Source organism: Thermovirga lienii (genome assembly GCF_036847465.1).
GTDB lineage: Bacteria > Synergistota > Synergistia > Synergistales > Thermovirgaceae > Thermovirga > Thermovirga lienii.
Genome location: NZ_DAITZW010000001.1, coordinates 130,623 through 150,188, shown reverse-complemented (window position 1 = coordinate 150,188; position 19,566 = coordinate 130,623). Strand labels below are relative to the sequence as shown.

The following is a 19,566-nucleotide window of genomic DNA, read 5'->3' as shown; positions in this document are numbered from 1 at the left end:
TAATGAAAAACACCCAATAAGGTCTTGACTGATAGCGGGAAGAGTTTTAAACTTTCTAAGCTGCAATAATTCTGTGCGCTTGGAGCAGGCTTACAAAGACCAAACCGTGGCGCCTGCAAGTCCAGCGGAAGGAGGATGGAGATGTACGCTATAGTAGAAACAGGGGGAAAACAGTATAAAGTTGCCCCAGGAGACATAATCAAGGTTGAGAAAATTGAAGGCGAAATAGGTCAAATGGTTGAGCTTGAGAAGGTGTTGGTTGTAGCACAAGACACTGGCGTAAACATTGGGAATCCCTATGTTGAGAACGCCAAAGTGAAAGCCGTTATCGAAGAGCAAGGCAAAGGCGAGAAGATAATTGTTTTCAAGTATAAGAACAAACGCAAACAGTCAAGACGCAAATATGGCCATAGGCAACTTTTTACGGCCCTGAGGATAGAGTCCGTAGAGTTGTAAAGCTATAAGTTAATCAATGACCAACGTTAGAATATACCGAGAGGGCAGAAAAATAAAAGCAATAGAAGTTGAAGGGCATTCAGGCTACGATGAATATGGCAAAGATATAGTATGTTCTGCCCTTTCTACGGTGGTCCAAATGGTAGAATTAGGTATAAGGGAAGTCTTGAAGTGCAGCGGCTACGATGTTAAGCAAGATAAGGAAAGAGGGTTCATGGGGATATATCTGTTGGACAGTGAGGATTGCGAAAAAGCCCAGATCCTTCTTGAGACAGCTGCCAAAAGTTTAAAGGCTATTGAGAATGGTTACAGCGACTACGTGAAAGTTTGGGAGGTGGCCCATAATGATTAGATTTGATCTTCAGCTTTTTGCACATAAGAAAGGGCAGGGAAGCACTGCGAACGGAAGAGACAGCATAAGCAAGCGTCTGGGAGTCAAAAGATCCGACGGACAGATAGTAAAGGCTGGTAATATCTTGGTGCGCCAAAGAGGGACCAAGTTCCACCCGGGTCCAAATGTGGGCAGAGGCAAAGATGACACTTTGTTTGCCTTGGCCTCCGGGAAGGTCAAGTTCATCACCAAAGCTGGCAAAAAGGTGGTTGCAGTAGAACCGATTTCTTTGTAGGTTACCATACCGGGATGGTGCCTCGCTTTTGGGAAGAACGTTTTTATGCCCTGAAGAGGACATATAAAGGGCCTAAGTTTATCTTGGGCCCTATTTCTTTTAGGTGGTGTTCTTGAATTGAAATTCGTTGATACAGCTAAAATTATTGTCGAAGCAGGAAAAGGCGGAAATGGTTGCTCTAGTTTTTGTAGGGAGAAATATGTGCCTAAAGGGGGCCCAGATGGAGGAGATGGTGGCAAAGGCGGAGATGTAATACTTGAGGCTTCTAACAACATTCACACCTTAGCTGATTTAACTTATCAAAGATACTACAAAGCTGAAAACGGGGGTAATGGTCTCAGCTCCAATCGCCATGGCCGAAACGGAGAGGACCTCATAATAAAAGTCCCATGCGGAACCATAATTAAAGACGCTGAAACCGGAGAAGTCTACGCTGACCTCATCGTGCCAGGAGATAGATTTATCGCCGCTAGGGGAGGTAGAGGAGGACTTGGTAACGCCAGGTTTGCATCTTCTAGGAGAAGAGCCCCCAGGTACGCTGAAAAAGGGGAACCTGGAGAGAAAAGGACGTTAAACCTCGAATTGAAAGTTCTTGCTGATGTAGGGTTGGTGGGTCTTCCGAATGCCGGTAAGTCAAGCCTATTAGCCGCCATGTCAAACGCTAATCCGCTAATAGCAAACTATCCGTTCACCACTATCACACCTAACCTTGGCGTATTAAAAACTGATAAGGAACGGATAGTAATAGCCGATATTCCTGGCTTGATCGATGGAGCTCATATGAACAAGGGTCTAGGGCACGCCTTTTTAAGACATATTGAAAGAACGAGGATGCTGCTTTTTGTCCTGGATTTGGGAAGAGAAAAAGAAGGATACTCTTTGATAAAACAGTGGCAAACCTTGAAAAAAGAGTTTGAACATTACAATCGAGCCCTCTTGGAATTGCCTCATTTGATAATTATAAACAAAATAGATCTGGCAAGCTCCGACAGTGATTTAAAGCAAGCTGTTGAATCTACTACGGAGTTCTTTATGAAAAAAGGCATTAAAGTCTTTACAGTAAGTGCGTTACATGGAGACAATATCGAAGAATTGATGGCCTCTATATCCCAAATTTGCAGAAAAGAATCTCTACCCAAGAGAGAGCCCAAGACATACGAAGTGCATGTAGATAAGGAGTACGAAAAAACCATTCCCCCAGAAATAGTTGTAGAAAAGACGAGTAGGGGTAAAATATTCAGGGTCAAACAACCGTTTTTGGAAAAGAAAGTACAAATGTACAATTATGACATAGAAGGCTCTATTGACCGGCTACAGAGGTTGTTGAAAAGCTATGAGATTGAGGAACTCCTTAAAAAAGCAGGCATAAAGGAAGGAGATTCAGTAATAATTGGAAACTTAGAGTTTGAATACATCCCTGATACAGATACGGATATTGAATAACCGATACATAAAACTAAAAACTTGAAACTAAGGAGGAAAAACGAGATGGCACCTCTGAGGGGGGAGGGGCTTACCAAAAGGAAAATAGGGATAATGGGTGGGACCTTTGACCCGATCCACTTTGGTCATTTAGTAGCGGCTGAAGAAGCTTATTTTTCTTTAGGCCTTGCCGAAGTCATATTTGTACCAACAGGAGATTCTTTCCACAAGAGGGGTAGGAACATCTCTTCCTCCGAACATAGGTATACAATGACCATGCTCGCTACTTTAGACAACCCCCATTTCCGGTTGTCGAGGGTTGAAATAGACAGAGGGACACCTAGCCATACCATAGATACTCTGAGAGAAATGCACCACTGGTTTCCTCCGAACAGTGTCTCCTTCTATTTCATTACTGGTCTTGACGCTGTCTTGGATATAATGAGTTGGAAAGAACCTTTTGAAATAGCCAAAACTTGTAATATAGTAGCAGTAAGCCGACCCGGCTACAATAAAAGCAAACTGCAAGAACTACCAGAAGAGATAAAAAGCAGCATTATTCCTTTGGAAATTCCTCTTTTGGCCATTTCCAGCACGGAGATTCGCAAAAGGGTTTCTGAAGGCAAAAGCATTAGATATCTGGTCCCTTGGCCCGTGGAGCACTATATTTATAAGAACTCCCTTTACAATAGAAACGGATGGTGATCAATAGGTGTTTTTTAAAAAAGAAATACTTGTAATATCCATGTTAGCTATTTTTGCTCTTGTTGCAGGGACAGCATTTAAAGTCATACCTCTTTTGAATCCCAACTCGGAAAACATAAAGGAAAACATAGTATATGACAAAAAAACAGGAACGGTAAACGTTTTGATAGTAGGGACTGATAAAGTCCCTGGAGAAAAACGCAACAGATCTGACACAATAGCTATCGCTTCATTGGACATAGATAAAAAGGTAATAAAAGTTCTTACCATACCTAGGGATACCAGGGCACAGATCCCGGGTAAAGGATGGCAGAAGATAAATCATGCCTACGCCTATGGAGGTATAGAGCTTTTGGAAAAAAGTATAGTAAACCTTCTTGCAATTCCCATCCATTATTATGTAGTAGTTAATTACGATAGTTTCCCCAAGCTGGTCGACCTGATAGGTGGAGTAGACATATATGTGTCGAAACATTTGAAATATCATGATAGGGCAGGAAACCTTCACATTGACATACCCAAAGGCATGCAACATCTAGATGGAAAAACAGCCCTGGGATATGTACGTTTCAGAAACGATGCGTATGGTGATATTGGTAGAATAGAACGACAAAAGAAATTTTATAATGCCGTATTTGAGAAGCTGAAACAACCAGAGATCCTCACGAAGATACCAAGCCTAATCAAGGAAGGTTTGCGCTTGATCGACACTAACATATCCATGAGTCAGGCTCTTCAGCTTGCATCTTACCTGAAAGACATACCTCGAGAAAACGTGGCTATAGCGACGTTGCCTGGAAGACCTGCTTATATTGAAAAGGTTAGTTATTGGATACCTGACCTGGCTGCTGCAGCAGAGTTTCTGGCCAGTACCCCGACAAAACCGAAAATAATAGAAAACGATGGAAACACAAAAGAAGAAACAGCAAAGGCTGAAAATACTATCCAATTGAAGTGGCCTTTAGTAATCTTGAACGGTGATGGGAAGCCAAGACTAGCGCAGCGCTTCGCCTATCTAATGCAAAGCAAAGGCTTAGCCGAAATCTCTTACTCTGGAAATGCTAAGCATTTCGACTATAAATACACTACGGTCAGGATTCCTAAAGATTTTGCAGATGAGGACATAAACTTGGTGGTTACGTTTTTCACAACCATAGGGCTAAAAGAAGAAATGATCTTCAAAAACTCGGATGTAAAAACCATTACGTTGATTCTAGGTCACGACTACGAAAGGATATTGAAGAAGTTAGAAAGTTAGATTAGAGCAGTTCCATAAAGCCCAAAGGAGGGATTACATGAGTATTACAGAAAACAGCGAAGTTTCAAGGATTGTGAGTACTCTCATTGATAAGCAGGGAGAAGACTTAGTGGTTATTGATCTTTCGTCGAAATCTTATTTAGCAGATTTCTTTGTGCTTGCAACAGCAAACTCAGATGTCCATAAAGACACGCTTGTAGAATACACAAAGGACCTACTGGAAGAGATGGGAATGACCTATAGAGTCGAAGGTGAGAGCACCTCCAATTGGGTTTTGATAGATGCTGGTATCATAGTGGTGCACATATTCTCTAGACAAGGACGAGATTTCTATCGTCTAGAGAACCTTTGGTCGAGTTGTCCTATACATCATTTCTCGGATCCCGTTTAGGTTAGGTATAAATAACGACAATAATAAAAATAAAAATAAAAATAAAAAAATAAAATAAGAAAAGACGAAGCCATTGAAGTTATTCGCGTTTGCTAACTGGCTTCGTCTTTTATATTACTGTTGGCTAGCTCTGTGGTGTCCTATAATATATCTTATGTTGCTTTATCTCGCCTGCGATGGGTGTCTTGAAAAGTCTCCTTATTTCATCGATGTTCTTGGTGTGACCTAGTACCCACATAAGTTTAGTGACCGCAGCCTCCTTGGACATATCTTCTGCAGATATAACACCTGCTTTAAGCGCCCTTATCCCCACCTCATATGTATGAAGGTTAACTCCGTTATAAAGGACTTGAGATGTTAGCACTACTGGAATTTGAGCAGCTGCCTTGGATAAGATATCCAATAAATTTCTCCCCCTATAAGGAAGGCCTCCTGCCCCGAAGCTTTCTACAATCAGCCCTGAAATATCCCTTTCAATAACAGTTTCAACAATAGACGGTTCCAATCCAGGGAAAATCTTAAGCACAAAGACGCGGTTATCCATTCGTACGTCAACAGAAAAAGGCCCCTCAATGTTTGCCTTAAAATCTTTCCTGTAATTGATATATTTAGAAGTTACCAACGCAACGGGAGATTCATTCACGCTAACAAAGGCATCTATATCCTCCGAAGCAACTTTGCTTGCCCTTGAAGCCCTTATAACTTTATGATTGAAAACTACATAAACTCCTGGGCATCCGCTCACAGCAAATCGAACAGAATCGGCTACATTAGGTATAGCATCGCTGTTTGCAATCGGGGCCGGCTTCATGGAACCCGTTAAAACGATGGGCTTCGTGGGATTTCTAAGCATAAAGGACAACATCGAGGCAGTATATGCCAAAGTGTCAGTTCCATGCAGTATGATAAATCCATCGTATACGGAGAAATTCTTGCCTATCTCTTCTGCTATTTTTATCCAATCCTCTGGCTGAATAAGCGTGCTATCTATATTGAGAAGGTCCATTACGTCTGCTTTATATTCCAAATCACTGAGTTCGCTCTCGCAAAAGCGCAATATTTCTTCAACAGGAAGGGCTGAAGACAGCCCTTCCCCGCTATCCACACTAGAAATAGTTCCTCCTGTACCGATTATCAATATTTTCTTTGACAAATGAGCCTGCCTCCCCTCAAGCTTATTCACCACGAAAATCACAAAACGGTAACGTTTGAAAGAATTCTACAAAATTTATTGGGGTTTAAGGAAGCAGAACCAACTAAAAGGCCATTGATATCTTCTTGCATTATCAAATCCTCTGCATTCTCAGGATTCACACTTCCTCCATACAATATCCTCACAGCATCTGCACAGTTTCGACCATAAATAGTTCCGATAAGCTCTCTTATAAACCCAATGGCTTCTTGCGCGTCTTTGGGAGAAGCCGTTTTCCCTGTACCTATGGCCCAAACCGGCTCATAGGCTATGTAAAGGGCATCTGTTATCTTCATATTGAAATCTTTCAAAAAAGAAAGGCCATGTCTGACTTGCTTTTCTATCACTTCTTCAGTTTTATTGTCCAAACGATCCTCTTCCCTTTCACCTACACACAGTACCGGCGACACTCCGAACTCGAAACAAGCCTTGACTTTAAGGCTTATAACTTCATCAGTCTCATGAAAAAGCCAGCGCCTTTCGCTGTGGCCCACAAGCACATGGGTTACCCCGACTTCCTTCAACATTGGGATAGATATTTCACCAGTGTAAGCCCCGCTAGGAAGCCAGTGAGCATTCTGCGCACCTAACATGAAATAGTTGGTGCCGAGGTGGGAATGGACACAAGGAAGAGATACCGACGGCGGGAAAAATATCACTTCCACCTCTTTGTTATCTATGGAGCTAATCAACCTTGTGTCTTTCTTCACTAGTTCTATGAAATCCTTTAGGTAGTCTCCGGCTGCAGAAGGACCGAGGTTCATCTTCCAATTAGCAGCCACCACAATGGGTTTTCTTTTTTGAACCACCATATCTCCCTCTTTCCTCTTAGCTATTTTTACTCCAAAAGAGGTTCAATCCCCGGGAGGATTTTACCTTCCAAAAACTCCAAGCTAGCCCCCCCACCGGTTGAAACATGAGTGACTCCACTAGCAAAACCAAGAGCCTTAGCTGCAGCTGCCGTGTCTCCTCCACCTATTACTACGACAGCTCCCTCTTTTGCTTTTTCACTTACAATCTTGCCAATCTCCATCGTTCCTCTTGAGAATGCAGGATTTTCAAATAATCCTAAAGGACCATTCCAGATAATTGATTTGGCTTTTCCCAAATGTTTGGAAAACTCTTTTACCGTTTGTGGTCCTATGTCCAATCCCATCATGTTATCGGGGACGTTATCGACTTTTACCACACCCGAAGCTTGTTGGGAATTCATGCTTTCACCTACAACAATATCCACCGGCAAGATAATTTCAACTTCTTCATCCTCTAATACCTTCAGTATATGCCTTGCACAGGTGACATTCTCTTCGTCACACTTTGACTTGCCGACAGAATATCCTTTTGCAACTAAGAATGGAAAAGCCATGGCTCCTCCAACCAATATGGTCGATGCTTTGTTGGCCATGTGCTCAATGACTCCTATTTTGTCCGTCACCTTGGAACCACCAAGGATCAAAGCCAAAGGAGGCTCTGGATTATCTCTGACGCTACCTAAAATGCTTACCTCTTTCTCCAACAAAAAACCAGCGTAAGCAGGCAGAAATTTCGTTACCCCTCTTGTCGTAGCGTGGGCCCTGTGGGCTGCACTGAAAGCATCCATTACAAACACATCAAAAGGTTCCGCTAAAAGAGCAGCAAAACTTTCGTCATTTAGCTCTTCTTCCGGATGGAATCTGCAATTTTCCAACAACAGAACATCCTGTGGCTTCCCATTGGACAAAGCATTTTTCACTACTTCGCCTACACAATCATCAACAAACTGCACATCAATTGAAAGGACCTCTTTAAAATAAGCGGCAATAGGTCTTAATGAATAAGCATCGTTTCTTTTGCCCTTTGGCCTCCCTAAATGAGAAACCAGAACCGTTATTGCGCCGTTAGAACTTAAGAAGCGAATGGTCTCAAGATGAGCCCTTATTCTTGAATCATCAATGACCCTTCCATCCTTTATGGGAACATTGAAATCAACCCTCAGTAAGACTTTCTTGTTTTTTATAGCTTCAGAGGTAACTGTCCTTATTTTCATGTTTTTACAGCCCTTTCCTTACCATGTACTCAACTAGATCCAAGACTCTGCACGCATAACCCCACTCATTGTCGTACCAGGCTATAACTTTAGCCATGTCACCAATGCACACAGTGTGCATTGCCGCGAAAATAGATGATCTGCTGTCACCTATGAAATCTGATGATACTAGATCCTCTGTCTCATAACCCAATATCCCTTTGAGCTCCCCTTCAGCATACTCTTTCATGGCCTCGTTGATCTCCTCGGCAGTAACCCTCTTGTTTAATATAGCAACCAAATCCACTGCCGACACATCTGGAGTCGGAACTCTCAACGCCATGCCATCAAGTTTCCCATTTAACTCGGGTATTACCTTACCGATGGCGCTAGCAGCTCCTGTTGTGGTAGGTATGATGGAAAGAGCAGCAGCTCTTCCTCTATGTAGTTTTTTATGAGAGGCATCAAGGGTCTTTTGGTCGTTCGTATAAGCATGAGTAGTTGTCATAAGCCCCTGTTTTATACCAAAACGTTCATGTAGCACTTTTACTACAGGCGCCAAACAATTGGTAGTACAAGAGGCATTGGAGACGATGGAATGTTTTTGAGGATCATATATACTTTCATTTACCCCCATAACTATTGTGGGAACATCGCCTTTAGCAGGTGCTGTTATTACAACTTTCTTTGCGCCAGCCTCAATATGCCCTTTTGCCTTATCCGCATCGGTATACTTTCCGGATGACTCGATTACGATGTCTATTCCTTTGTCTCCCCATGGAATATCCCTTATATCTTGGTATTTCAAAACTTCTATCTTCGAACCATTGACATCAAGGGAATCTCCTTCAACTTTAACGGTGCCTTTGAATCGCCTATGAACCGAATCATACTTCAACAAGTACGCTCTTTGTTCTGCATCGGTCCTACTGTTTGTAGCTACGATCTCAAAAGACCAGTCCTGCCTGTACTCGTACATTGCCCTGAGCGCAAGCCTTCCAATCCTTCCAAAACCGTTAATGGCTACCCTAACTTTGCGATCCTTCATCTATGAATGCCTCCTTCTATCTTTTAAATAAAACATATCTTAACCATACTAAAGGCGAGCTAACGCTCGCCTTTGACTACCTTTTTATAACGTAAGATCTACAGGTCCGCCAGATCTTCGTAAATTACCCTAAGAATCTCTCCCACACTAAGGATAGACACCACATCCCCATGGGGCAAATAAGGCATGCTGCCGTCAAAATTCTCTGCTATGCCTCCTATGCATCCCCTCCTCAAGTGAGCTCTGAAGGGTTTTATAAAGTACTGCACTATGTTTTTCTTGTCAGGATTGAACTTTACAAACGCTGAAATGAACTGCCCCAACAACCAAGGCCACGCCATACCTCTAAAACGAGCTTTTTGTTTTTGATCCTGTCGCCCCTCGCTCCGTCCTTTATATTTATCATCATGGGGATCAAGGGTTCTCAAACCGTAAGTAGTGTACAGTTCTCTCCAACAAGTTTCCACCACGGACCTTCCTCTCTCTGGATCCAACGGAGATATTGGAAGAGATACAGCCAATATCTGATTGCAGCGGATGGAATCATCACTTTCGTTACCATCTACCCAATCTTTTAGATACCCTTCTTTTTTCCAAAACACACTGGGGAACGACTCGGCTACTCTATCTGCCAAATCCCCGTACTTTTTGGCATTTTCATCCTCCATAAAATCACAATATCGTTCCATTTCCCGCAAAACGAAATACCAGAGGGCATTTATCTCCACCAACTTGCCTCTTCTTTCGACTACAGGCTTAGAGTCTACTACGCCGTTCATCCAATGTCTCTCAGGGTTTCTAGTTTTAATATCGAGTAAACCATCATTGTCGCAAACTAAATCTAATTCAGGTATGCCTTCAATATACTTATCCACTAATCGCTTTAAGTCATCCCACCAGGATTCCATGGCGGAAATGTTTCCAGCTTGATCCATCAATTTCGAAAAAGCGTAAATGAACCAAAGACCACAATCGGCAGCTGCTATCTTAGGCTTCTTGTTCATACCATCCATTTCAGAAGGCATGATATACCCACATTCTTTGGCTCTCGCAAGCCAGGTCCTGAGGACTTTAAATCCTATTATGGGGTCACCGTAAGCTTTAGCCAAACCCGGGATAGATATGAAGGCATCCCTAGAAAACTCCCTTAATGAAGGATAACCAGATATTGCCGTGGCCCCTCCGTCTTCCAACTCTTTTATGCAATTGGAAGCAGATTTTATCAACTCAGAAGCGATCAACACATTTTGAGTGGGGGCTCTTTTGGTTTTGTTCTTGACCCACTTTATCGTCTCTGCTTCCATGTTGATCAGCTTCGATTCATCCAGCTGCATCGGCTCTGAACTTATTGCGACATAAACAGCTTCTCCCTCTCCTATCTCAAAAGAAAGAACCCCTGGGGACCAAAGATTTTCCATATTTTTACCGTTTATACTACTCTCGCTCCTAGTGTACATAAGGTTTTCAAACATCAATGGTTTATAAGTCCACTCACCTCTAGTGGCGTATATATGGCTTTGACACCCATTGCCGCTTACAGACAGGACTTGCTTTGCAATATCGGCCTCGAAAGACACATTATCGCAGGTAAGGCCTATTTCTCTGTGAGCACATAACGGTCTAATTTCAAGCTGCAACCGATCTTGACTAGTTAGCAGTTCATACTTAATCACAGTACAGGGAAGTCCTTTTGGCATGAATACGGTCTTTTTCAACATTATGTTGTAAATGACAAACAAGGTAGTAGGAAGGGGGTCTTCTTCGTATTCTTGTATATATCTATAACCATCAGGGTACACCGTATCTTTATACTGATTTGTAGAAAGCTGATACTTTTTATTCCTGGCGAAAAGGGTTTCCTCTACTTTACTGACATACACCGTGGGAACACAGGACTTCTCTCCAGATACCACTAGTAATCCATGTTCGTTTCTGGTATTAGCCCCTATTACAGTAGAAAAAGCATATCCACCCTTTCCATTTGATAATAAAAATTCTCTGCTGGAGCCTCTTTCAAAGGTATTTACGTCCGCTTTACCGAAGTACATTTTGACCATCCCCCTTCGCAATCTTTTTGGGCCCTGTCCCTAACATTTCCTCCATTTTCTTCCACCTATATTCTATCGTACTTTTGCTCACAGGTCTCTCCAAAAGTAGACCCAATTCTTTCAATGTAGCGGTAGGATTGGCTATCCTCTTTTCAGCTAAATCAATATACGACTCTGGTACTTTGATGTACTTTTTCATGGCCAGGATCTCGTTTGCTATTTCTATTTGTCTTTGCGCCGCCTCCAAGCTCTTCCGTATGTTAGCAGCGTCACAGTTGACTATTTTATTTGCTGTATCTCTAAGAGCCCGTAAAAGGGCTTTCTGCTCCAGTTCCAAAGATGTTCTATGTAGATTTGTCTTCACCAACAATGCCACGATGCTTTGTTGATCTCTTATTATGACCTCACTAACATCTGATTTGTGCCGCATCTTAACAGGAAAACCTTGTTTCAGAAGAAAGCGGTACAACATATTGAGACTATCAGAACCTTTTCCCTGATGCCCCCTAAAAACCAAATAATATCCCGTTCTGGGAAGATAAAAGGATGCACATACTCCCAAAAAACCACTTATCCACGACCACGTTGGATTTGAATCTCCTAATCCTGTAATTTTTTTGAACAAAACAGGAGGAAACCTTAACAACACTTTCCCTTTAAAATCCCTAGGTATTACTAATATCGAAGAAAGATCCACCACTTTAGCCCAATCGGATAAATTCCATATTTTTCTCAATCTTCCAAAGACCCACAATCTGCCACTTTGACATATTACATTCCGCCCATCGGGCTTGCAGGTCATCCCGGAAACTATTCCTTTTATTTCTTCCGTAGCATCCTCCCGTGTAGTGGGTCTCTGAATCCATTCATCCCACAAAATATCCTTTATTTTTTCCATGTTTACCCCTCTCGTATCTCTCGTGCTACTTTTATGATAGTCTCAGCCAACTTCTGAGGATGATGTCTTATCGTTCCTTCTTCAGACACATGAACAAAATCTCCCATGATGACTTTAGTCCCCATACGCCTAATTTGGTTTAGTTGAAATCTGTCCATGTAAAGAGGCTTTGAGCCCTGCTTCTTGTACCTCTCTAGGTGATTTTTGGGCATTTCTCCTTCATTAACGACTATATATTCAGGTAAAATGCCTAAAGTTTTCTCCACCCATTTCAAATGATCTAATATGCTAAGGTCTTCAGTTTCGCCAGGCTGGGTCATCAAATTCGCTACATACACTTTAGGTGCTGTCTCCTCCGATCGCAATTTCAGTGCCACATCATCTATGAGGATATTGGGAAGCACACTTGTAAATAAGCTCCCAGGACCTAACACCACCAAATCTGCGTTGTCTATTGCTTCTAACACTCCCTTTGCAGCCTTTGCCCCTCTAGGTTCTATCCATATGGACTTTAATCGGGATCCTTTTTTAGCTATCTCCAACTCTCCCCGAAGAATTTCCCCTTCTTCCGTTTGTCCCACTATAGATACGGCTTCAGTTGTAACAGGAAGAACTTGTCCCCTCATAGCCAACAAATTATTAAGTTCTTCTACAGCCAGACGAAAATCTCCGGTCATCTCTGTAACAGCCAGCAAGATGAGATTTCCCAGGCTGTGACCCGCTAGATCTCCTCGATCAAAACGAAAATTAAGAATTTTATGAATAGAGTCATGGTTCTCCGCGAGGGCTACCAAGCAGTTCCTTATATCTCCTGGCGGTAGCATGCCCCACTCGTATCTTAGTCTTCCTGAGCTACCACCTTCATCGGTAACAGTAACAACGGCTGTGATATTTTTGGTGTATGCCTTAAGACCGCTTAACAACGTAGAAAGTCCTGTTCCCCCTCCTATCGCTACGATACGTGGTCCTTGGGCAAGCCTCAAATTTATGGCTTTGCTCATTATGGAGCGTTCCCTTGATCGCGCCATGGGTGAAGTAGATTTTTTATGTTCTTCTTGTTGTTCTTCCCTGAACACGAGGAAAAAAATAAACGTTAAGACTCCACCAGCCAAAAGCCCAAGAGTAAACGCAGTCCACCAGTTCATCCCCAACTCTCCTGCTCTTTTTCAATATCTCTATGATGCACCATTATACCTTCGTAGCTTTTGCTGAAGTGCTCAAAAAGCCAATCCACAACCGCTACCGAGCGGTGGCGTCCCCCTGTGCATCCTACAGCCATATTTATTTGTTGTTTACATGTGTTTCTATACAAAGGCAATACATACTCCAACATTGAAATCATGTATTCTAAAAATTCTTCTACTTCCTTAAACGCTATAAGAAAGGATTTCACTCTCTCATCTTTACCAGAAAGGGGTCTGAGATATTCATCGTAATAAGGGTTTGGGAGAAAACGAACATCAAAAAGGAAATCACAATCCAAAGGAACTCCGTATTTAAATCCAAAGGAATACAGCAGAATTTTAAAGGGTTCCTTTTCAATGGATAAACACTCGAATAGCTTCTCTTTCAATTCAGTAAGCTTTAGGTTCGAGGTATCTAATATGACATCCGCATTTTCTAATATGGGAGTTATTTTTTTGCGTTCTCTCCTTATTGCATCTAGAATCGAACTGTTCTCCCCTAAAGGATGTTTTCTCCTTGTCATCTCATATCTTCTCAAAAGGACCTCGTCAGAAGCTTCAAGAAAAAGAAGCGTGACATCCGTTCCCTCTTTTCTCAAAAATTCTATAGCGTGAAACAAGTCCCCTAAGAGGTTGTCTCCTCTTATGTCTATCACAGCTACAACTCCGTTTTTAATGGCGGCTTCGTGTTTGGACAGTACCATCATTAGCTGAGGCAATAAACTAGGAGGGATATTATCAATGGCGTACATCCCATTATCCTCTAGCAGGTGAAGGACGGTAGATTTGCCTCCCCCTGACATTCCGGTAATAATAATACACTTTTGGACTTTCTTTGTATGCATGCTCCTTTTTTCAATCTCCCTTTACTTCTTAATACTACTTATGATTATGTGCGCACTCTGTAGCCTTGCCAGTTACGATCTCTATGGCATGTCTTATTACTGGTGACACTGCAAAAAAACATTCCAAGGCGGCTTTCCTGCTTCCCGGCAAGGCAATAATCAAGCTTCTTTCAACAACCTTCGCCATGCACCTGGAAAGTATCGATCTAAGAGTATAGTAGGAAGTCCTCCATCTCATGTACTCCCCTATCCCAGGTACATCTTTTCCCTCCAGATCTGCAAGACTCTCGGGGGTTACATCCCGAGGAGACAGACCTGTTCCACCGGTAATCAAAATCAATTCATATCCACGACTTATCCAAGAACGCAAAACTTTCAATATATCTTTCGGTTCGTCAGGAACGATTGCTCTATCTTGGAGTATTCCCCCTATATCCACCACGGCCTCTCCAAGGGCAGGGCCAGAGGTATCTTCTCTCTCGCCTCGACTCCCTTTGTCGCTCACAGTAAGAACAGCAACATTAACTGGCTCCCACTTCTCGAACGACTCTGAAACAAGCAAAAAGCCTTCTTTGGCTACTTCACAAACACAGCATGTTCCATTGCCCTCAGAAACTCTCAACAGCACTCCGCCTTTATTAAACGAGATAAAATCATTCTCCCTCAGTGGAAAAACGTTATCGGGCAACTTTATTACTAAAGAGTTCTCCTTGCAAGCTTCATGCAACTTGTGCTGTGGCGGTGCGACTACTATTTTAGCCTTTTTCCCATTTACTAAGGTCCCTCCGCTCTTTTGAGTGTGAATCAAGACCATAGGTAACGAAGATTTATCACTGGAAAAGGATAGACCTAAAATCTTCTTTTTCATTCTGTTCCCTCCACACAATATATACCGGACTTGCCACCACTTTTTTTCAAAAGGCGTATACCCTCTATTCGCATACCTTTATCTATGCCTTTGCACATATCGTATATTGTCAAAGCTGCGACGGAAACCCCTGTCAGGGCTTCCATCTCTACCCCTGTTACCTCTTTTGCTACCACCTTGCATCGAACAACTACACAAGAATTGGATTCGTCAAGATCACAAGTTACGGAAGCACTATCCAATCTTATGGAGTGGCATAAGGGGATTAGTTCAGGGGTCTTCTTACAAGCCATTATCCCCGCTGTTTCTGCTATCAATAACACGTTACCCTTTTTGGTCTTGCCCTCTCTTATTACTTCTAAAATCCGCTGAGGAAGCACGACTCTCCCTTCTGCTACGGCTTCTCTAAGAGTTTCTTCTTTCTTGCTCACGTCCACCATTTGTGGCCTATCGTTTGAATCTAAATGAGTTAACCCATTTTTCCCCATGTTTTTTGTTTAACCTCCTATTTGCCACATGTGCTTCTGTGTCTCGGGCAAAAACTGCCATCCCTTCGGTTTCATGCGAACAGAAGAGATTACAGCTTCCCTCAATGCCTCTTCGTTTCTGGCTCGCAGTAAAGGCAATATATCCTGCCCCTTTTCTGCAAACAGGCAGGTCCTCAACTCCCCATTTGCAGTTACCCTGAGCCTATTACATTTGTCACAAAAATGGCTAGAAACAGCTGCTATGATACCTACTCGCTGGTTAGTGTGTACGTTCCTGTAATAAACAGCTGGGCCATCCGTGCCATGACTTGCAGACACATCTTCCTTTTCCCAAGTTCCTGCTCCACCTGGTAGACAAGCCAATATGTCGTCTGCTGAGAGGAAATTATCTTTGGACCAAACGCTACAATCCAAAGGCATAAATTCTATGAATCGTATAACTGCATTTTTCTCTCTCGCAAAATCAATCAAATTCTCTATTTCGTCATCATTAAAACCTTTTATAGCCACCGTATTTATCTTTAGAGGAATGTTGAGCTTTTTACCTATTATATCTATACCCTCCATAACATTTTCGAATTCATCGGTCCTAGTCACAGTTTTAAACTTCTCTTTATCAATGGTGTCCAGGCTAACGTTTAGCCCCGATAGTCCCACAGCACCAAGCTCTTCCGCAAATAATCTCACTAAAGATCCATTGGTGGTAAGGGCTATCTTAAGTTGAGGTCTGTTTCGTTTCAAATCCTTCAGAAAACCCAAGAAACCTCTCCTCACAAGAGGTTCCCCCCCGGTAAATCGGACCTTTCTTATCCCCATTGGAATTAAGACGCCTAAAAGGAAGTCTATATCCTCATAAGTCACTATGTTCTCATGAGGTATAAAATGCACCCCTTCTTCAGGCATACAATATAAACATCTAAAATTACATCGATCGGTCACCGAAACCCTCAAATAGTTTAACTCTCTGCCGTAAGAATCATTCATTGTTCCAGTTTATATCCTCCGAGCTTTATTATGGTTTCTTTCCAAACCTTATCTGTTATTGCGTCCCGAAAAGCTTTTACTCCAGGATGATCTAGAAAGGCCCTAGGGATAATGACCTCAAAAGGTTCCTCTACTAACGGTATAAAATCTAAATCCAGTGCATCTGCAACTGCTTTGATACCCACAACGACATCAGCATTTCCATAAGCTACCTTTGAGGCAGCATCGAAATGGGTAACAGCTATATTGTCATAACCTCTTATCTGTTTGGGGTCGATCTCTGTTTGACTAAGCAAATAATCTAATAGCACTCTCGTCCCGGAGCCTGGCTGCCTATTAACTACGACGACGTCCTCTCTGGTCAAATCTGCTACATCGACTATACGTTTTGGATTACCTTTTTTAACGATGAGACCCTGAAGTCTTCTGTACAACAAAATCCGGTCCCATTCGTCATTTATATCGAACCTTTTAATGTATGAAGTGTTATATTCCCCGGTCTTGGGGTCAAGCAAATGGCAAGCTGCCATATGGCACTCTCCCCTGGCAAGTGCAGTAACTCCCCCTAAGCTGCCCACCGATCTAATTATCAAGTCTCCACCTCTATCTCTAACGTAACCAACTAAATGTTCTATCCCTGGATCATTGGATCCCTGGTAAACAGCTCTATTAATCCAATCATTTTCTTTGACCACCCAAACCTCTATACTGCTGCCTTTAGGAAGCTCTAAAACCTCTTCCCCCACCAAGGAAAATCCGTCTGCCTCCGTCAAAGGCATCATCGAGCTCGCTCCCGATGAGGTAACCCAGCTGTATGTTTTCCCGTTCACTTCTCCGCACTGTACTCTCAGCCACTCTGAAATTCCCTGCCTAGTAGAATAGTGCTCCGCTAGCTCTGTTTTAACCTGTTTAGCTGTTTTTACAGCCTCTGACAAATAGCTTTCGCTGATGTCGCCCCTCTTCAAAATCTGAAGCGTTGGGAAAACGACCGTCCATGAAGCTACTAACGTGGAAACAGGAAAACCAGGCAGTGCAATTACCGGCTTGTCTTTTACAACTGCCATCATAACTGGTCTTCCTGGCTTCATTCTCAACCATCGGAACAACATCTTGCCCTGTTCAGCGAGAACTTCCGCACTGTAGTCTCTTTTCCCCTTGGCAGTGCCAGCTCCTACAAGAACCAGATCGTACTCCTCAACGGCTTGTTTTATGGAACCTTTCAGTAGCTCAGGATCATCCGGGATCAATGGCAGGACATCAAGGTGAAATCCCCAAGTTTGAAACAACTCAGACAAGAGCAATGAGTTGGTCTCCGGAACCTTGCCAGGGGCAAGTTGCTTTGTATTAGTTTCTCTTATATCGACTATTTCGTTACCTGTAGGTATGAAGCAAGTCTTGATAGGTGCCCTTACTTCCACCTCTTCAACCCCTGCCGCAGCAAAGAGGGCTTTATGAAAGGGAGTCAATAATTCTCCCTTGCGTCCTATAATCCTGCCCTTTGAAACATCCTCACCTATCGGACGTATATTGGCCCCTTTAGATACAGCATTGAAAACGTACAAGGAGTCACCTTCCACCGATGTATCTTCAACCATAACCACGGCATCAAAGCGCTCTGGAACAAAAGCTCCAGTGTTAACCCATAAAAACTTGCCTTCTGGTATTTCGACCGGACTTGCTGGGTTTGCATAGCTTGTGTCGCTTGAACATATGGCGTAACCATCCACAGCAGAGGCTGGATAATGAGGAATATTGCGCTCTGCATATACATCCTCCATCAAGACTTTTCCTACCAAAGACGAGTTAGTGTCAGTGGTCGAAAGTCTCACCCTCTTGCTTAACGGCGTAAGGTTTTCCTTCAATATAGAAGCAACCTCTTTGAGACTAATGTGTTCTTTGTATTTTGCTACCAAAGCCACACCTCCACTGGTTCACCTTTCCTCACAGTCTCCCGATTCTCAGGGAGTCTAACTAAGCCATCTGCGCTCCTCAAGGCAGATATAAAACCAGATTTAGCCATGGAGGGGTACACTGTCTCCCCGTTCAACACAGCTGGGATAAATTCTTCAACTCCACTTCTACCGTATATATCTTTACCTGCTGGTATAAAAATTTTTTTCTGCCACAAGGTGTCTTTTTCTGCTCCTATCATGGAAGCGAGCAAAGACAAAACAAAAGTCAGCATAACTACAGAGCACGATAAAGGATGACCAGGCAACCCTATTAGAAGTTTACGGTTGTTTTTGTTGCCACCTACTAATGTAGGTTTGCCAGGCGAAATGTTAAGGCCTCTAAGGACCAACCCCGGCTCGCCTATATTGTTCATTACATCTATCGTAAAATCCCTTGAGCTGACAGAGGAACCCCCACTTAAAATCACCACGTCGTTCTCATCCATAGCTTTATTTGTCAACTTCATTAGATCTTCTAAATCATCTAATGCAATACCATACTTTCGAACCTGATAGCCCTCTCTCTTGAGCAACGCTCCTATCATGGTGGAATTACTGTCTCTTATTTTACCTGGCTCAACAAAAGGGGTATCCTCGGGTACAACCTCATCCCCCGTGCTTACTACTCCCACAGAAAGATCTAAGATGTTGATTTTGCTTATACCAAGCCCTGACAGGAGACTGGCACTCCTGAAGTCAAAGATGGAGTTTTTCTTTAGCAAAAGTTTTCCTTTTGCCACATCCTCTCCTTTGCATATGATATTTTCCCCACGTTGAACCGACTTCCTTACCTCCAGGGTATTCTGCAACACTGAAGTATGTTCGACCATTACTACAGCATCTGCTCCCTCAGGTATGGCTCCACCAGTGTACACAAGAGCAGCTTCTCCTTCGCTGACTTTTATATTTGGCACCGCCCCCATGGGTATCTCTCCCACCACCGTCAAAAAGGACGGATACCCCTGAGACGATCCCAACGTATCTTCTGCTCTTACAGCATATCCGTCCCTCGTGCTCCTGGAGAAAGGTGGATAATCCTCGTTTGCATATATATCTTCAGCCAACCTTTTGCCTACTGCCGAGAGAAGGTCCAATTTATAGGTATTGACATCCCAAGGGAAACTTAAAATTTCACTAACGAAATTTAGTGCTTCCTCCCTTGGTAGAACTTCTTTAACAAAACCGCTCATTTAAAC

At 42.8% G+C, this 19,566-nt stretch carries 20 protein-coding genes; 7 read left to right on the top strand and 13 right to left on the bottom strand.

Translation table 11 applies throughout. From position 1 onward, the window contains the following. Window positions 1-141 precede the first annotated feature (141 nt). The 7 genes from rplU (at window position 142) to rsfS (ending at window position 4,858) form a co-directional block, all read left to right on the top strand. Window positions 142-456, top strand: coding sequence for a 50S ribosomal protein L21 (rplU, locus tag V7Z69_RS00775; protein WP_014163157.1), 315 nt, complete (start codon window positions 142-144; stop codon window positions 454-456). Window positions 457-472: 16 nt separating this feature from the next. Further along, window positions 473-808, top strand: coding sequence for a ribosomal-processing cysteine protease Prp (locus V7Z69_RS00770; RefSeq protein ID WP_334138122.1), 336 nt, complete (start codon window positions 473-475; stop codon window positions 806-808). Beyond that, a complete protein-coding gene (rpmA, locus tag V7Z69_RS00765) occupies window positions 801-1,082 on the top strand; it encodes a 50S ribosomal protein L27 (RefSeq protein ID WP_014163155.1) in 282 nt (93 codons plus the stop codon). Before V7Z69_RS00770 ends, rpmA begins: the two co-directional genes overlap by 8 nt. A 117-nt stretch (window positions 1,083-1,199) precedes the next feature. After that, on the top strand, window positions 1,200-2,525 hold the full coding sequence (gene obgE / locus V7Z69_RS00760; protein WP_334138121.1) for a GTPase ObgE: 1,326 nt from the start codon (window positions 1,200-1,202) through the stop codon (window positions 2,523-2,525). Window positions 2,526-2,570: 45 nt separating this feature from the next. Continuing rightward, complete coding sequence (gene nadD / locus V7Z69_RS00755; protein ID WP_014163153.1) at window positions 2,571-3,209, top strand: nicotinate-nucleotide adenylyltransferase; 639 nt, start codon at window positions 2,571-2,573, stop codon at window positions 3,207-3,209. 40 nt (window positions 3,210-3,249) lie between these two features. Beyond that, the gene (locus V7Z69_RS00750; protein ID WP_334138120.1) at window positions 3,250-4,467 is read left to right on the top strand and encodes an LCP family protein; all 1,218 of its coding nucleotides are present in this window, start codon (window positions 3,250-3,252) and stop codon (window positions 4,465-4,467) included. 37 nt (window positions 4,468-4,504) lie between these two features. Next, window positions 4,505-4,858, top strand: a complete 354-nt coding sequence (gene rsfS, locus V7Z69_RS00745; protein WP_014163151.1) for a ribosome silencing factor — start codon at window positions 4,505-4,507, stop codon at window positions 4,856-4,858. A gap of 124 nt (window positions 4,859-4,982) precedes the next feature. Here the strand turns inward: rsfS and V7Z69_RS00740 are convergent, their stop codons facing one another. From V7Z69_RS00740 to V7Z69_RS00680, 13 genes are all read right to left on the bottom strand, one after another. Next, window positions 4,983-6,011, bottom strand: a complete 1,029-nt coding sequence (locus V7Z69_RS00740) for an asparaginase (protein ID WP_334138119.1) — start codon at window positions 6,009-6,011, stop codon at window positions 4,983-4,985. A gap of 38 nt (window positions 6,012-6,049) precedes the next feature. Further along, complete coding sequence (gene tpiA, locus V7Z69_RS00735) at window positions 6,050-6,862, bottom strand: triose-phosphate isomerase (protein ID WP_014163149.1); 813 nt, start codon at window positions 6,860-6,862, stop codon at window positions 6,050-6,052. Between the two features lie 26 nt (window positions 6,863-6,888). Continuing rightward, complete coding sequence (locus V7Z69_RS00730; RefSeq protein ID WP_334138118.1) at window positions 6,889-8,076, bottom strand: phosphoglycerate kinase; 1,188 nt, start codon at window positions 8,074-8,076, stop codon at window positions 6,889-6,891. Between the two features lie 4 nt (window positions 8,077-8,080). Beyond that, the gene (gene gap, locus V7Z69_RS00725) at window positions 8,081-9,103 is read right to left on the bottom strand and encodes a type I glyceraldehyde-3-phosphate dehydrogenase (protein ID WP_014163147.1); all 1,023 of its coding nucleotides are present in this window, start codon (window positions 9,101-9,103) and stop codon (window positions 8,081-8,083) included. A 98-nt stretch (window positions 9,104-9,201) separates the two neighbouring features. Beyond that, window positions 9,202-11,151: an amylo-alpha-1,6-glucosidase gene (locus V7Z69_RS00720; protein WP_334138117.1), complete on the bottom strand. Its 1,950-nt coding sequence runs from the start codon at window positions 11,149-11,151 to the stop codon at window positions 9,202-9,204. Next, window positions 11,138-12,049 carry a DNA-binding protein WhiA gene (gene whiA, locus V7Z69_RS00715; protein ID WP_334138116.1) on the bottom strand — a complete coding sequence of 304 codons (912 nt, stop codon included), beginning with the start codon at window positions 12,047-12,049 and terminating at the stop codon, window positions 11,138-11,140. The genes V7Z69_RS00720 and whiA overlap by 14 nt, the downstream gene beginning before the upstream one ends. Before the next feature lie 2 nt (window positions 12,050-12,051). Beyond that, complete coding sequence (locus tag V7Z69_RS00710) at window positions 12,052-13,194, bottom strand: gluconeogenesis factor YvcK family protein (RefSeq protein ID WP_014163144.1); 1,143 nt, start codon at window positions 13,192-13,194, stop codon at window positions 12,052-12,054. Further along, on the bottom strand, window positions 13,191-14,078 hold the full coding sequence (gene rapZ / locus V7Z69_RS00705) for an RNase adapter RapZ (protein WP_014163143.1): 888 nt from the start codon (window positions 14,076-14,078) through the stop codon (window positions 13,191-13,193). Before rapZ ends, V7Z69_RS00710 begins: the two co-directional genes overlap by 4 nt. Before the next feature lie 34 nt (window positions 14,079-14,112). Continuing rightward, a complete protein-coding gene (locus V7Z69_RS00700; RefSeq protein ID WP_014163142.1) occupies window positions 14,113-14,946 on the bottom strand; it encodes a MogA/MoaB family molybdenum cofactor biosynthesis protein in 834 nt (277 codons plus the stop codon). Next, a complete protein-coding gene (gene moaC, locus V7Z69_RS00695; RefSeq protein ID WP_014163141.1) occupies window positions 14,943-15,434 on the bottom strand; it encodes a cyclic pyranopterin monophosphate synthase MoaC in 492 nt (163 codons plus the stop codon). Before moaC ends, V7Z69_RS00700 begins: the two co-directional genes overlap by 4 nt. Before the next feature lie 9 nt (window positions 15,435-15,443). Next, window positions 15,444-16,418: a GTP 3',8-cyclase MoaA gene (gene moaA, locus V7Z69_RS00690; protein ID WP_014163140.1), complete on the bottom strand. Its 975-nt coding sequence runs from the start codon at window positions 16,416-16,418 to the stop codon at window positions 15,444-15,446. Then, entirely contained in the window at window positions 16,415-18,337 is a 1,923-nt protein-coding gene (locus V7Z69_RS00685; protein ID WP_244406305.1) for a molybdopterin biosynthesis protein, read from the bottom strand. Before V7Z69_RS00685 ends, moaA begins: the two co-directional genes overlap by 4 nt. After that, on the bottom strand, window positions 18,325-19,560 hold the full coding sequence (locus V7Z69_RS00680; protein ID WP_014163138.1) for a molybdopterin molybdotransferase MoeA: 1,236 nt from the start codon (window positions 19,558-19,560) through the stop codon (window positions 18,325-18,327). Before V7Z69_RS00680 ends, V7Z69_RS00685 begins: the two co-directional genes overlap by 13 nt. Between the last annotated feature and the right edge of the window lie 6 nt (window positions 19,561-19,566).

Excerpts from the sequence above, each read along its gene's own strand:
- rapZ (WP_014163143.1), bottom strand. The coding sequence starts at position 14,078 with ATGCATACAAAGAAAGTCCAAAAGTGTATTATTATTACCGGAATGTCA.
- V7Z69_RS00750 (WP_334138120.1), top strand. The coding sequence starts at position 3,250 with ATGTTAGCTATTTTTGCTCTTGTTGCAGGGACAGCATTTAAAGTCATA.
- gap (WP_014163147.1), bottom strand. The coding sequence starts at position 9,103 with ATGAAGGATCGCAAAGTTAGGGTAGCCATTAACGGTTTTGGAAGGATT.
- rsfS (WP_014163151.1), top strand. The coding sequence starts at position 4,505 with ATGAGTATTACAGAAAACAGCGAAGTTTCAAGGATTGTGAGTACTCTC.
- moaA (WP_014163140.1), bottom strand. The coding sequence starts at position 16,418 with ATGAATGATTCTTACGGCAGAGAGTTAAACTATTTGAGGGTTTCGGTG.
- V7Z69_RS00710 (WP_014163144.1), bottom strand. The coding sequence starts at position 13,194 with ATGAACTGGTGGACTGCGTTTACTCTTGGGCTTTTGGCTGGTGGAGTC.
- moaC (WP_014163141.1), bottom strand. The coding sequence starts at position 15,434 with ATGGGGAAAAATGGGTTAACTCATTTAGATTCAAACGATAGGCCACAA.
- V7Z69_RS00770 (WP_334138122.1), top strand. The coding sequence starts at position 473 with ATGACCAACGTTAGAATATACCGAGAGGGCAGAAAAATAAAAGCAATA.
- nadD (WP_014163153.1), top strand. The coding sequence starts at position 2,571 with ATGGCACCTCTGAGGGGGGAGGGGCTTACCAAAAGGAAAATAGGGATA.
- V7Z69_RS00720 (WP_334138117.1), bottom strand. The coding sequence starts at position 11,151 with ATGTACTTCGGTAAAGCGGACGTAAATACCTTTGAAAGAGGCTCCAGC.
- V7Z69_RS00680 (WP_014163138.1), bottom strand. The coding sequence starts at position 19,560 with ATGAGCGGTTTTGTTAAAGAAGTTCTACCAAGGGAGGAAGCACTAAAT.
- tpiA (WP_014163149.1), bottom strand. The coding sequence starts at position 6,862 with ATGGTGGTTCAAAAAAGAAAACCCATTGTGGTGGCTGCTAATTGGAAG.
- V7Z69_RS00700 (WP_014163142.1), bottom strand. The coding sequence starts at position 14,946 with ATGAAAAAGAAGATTTTAGGTCTATCCTTTTCCAGTGATAAATCTTCG.
- V7Z69_RS00730 (WP_334138118.1), bottom strand. The coding sequence starts at position 8,076 with ATGAAAATAAGGACAGTTACCTCTGAAGCTATAAAAAACAAGAAAGTC.
- whiA (WP_334138116.1), bottom strand. The coding sequence starts at position 12,049 with ATGGAAAAAATAAAGGATATTTTGTGGGATGAATGGATTCAGAGACCC.
- rplU (WP_014163157.1), top strand. The coding sequence starts at position 142 with ATGTACGCTATAGTAGAAACAGGGGGAAAACAGTATAAAGTTGCCCCA.
- rpmA (WP_014163155.1), top strand. The coding sequence starts at position 801 with ATGATTAGATTTGATCTTCAGCTTTTTGCACATAAGAAAGGGCAGGGA.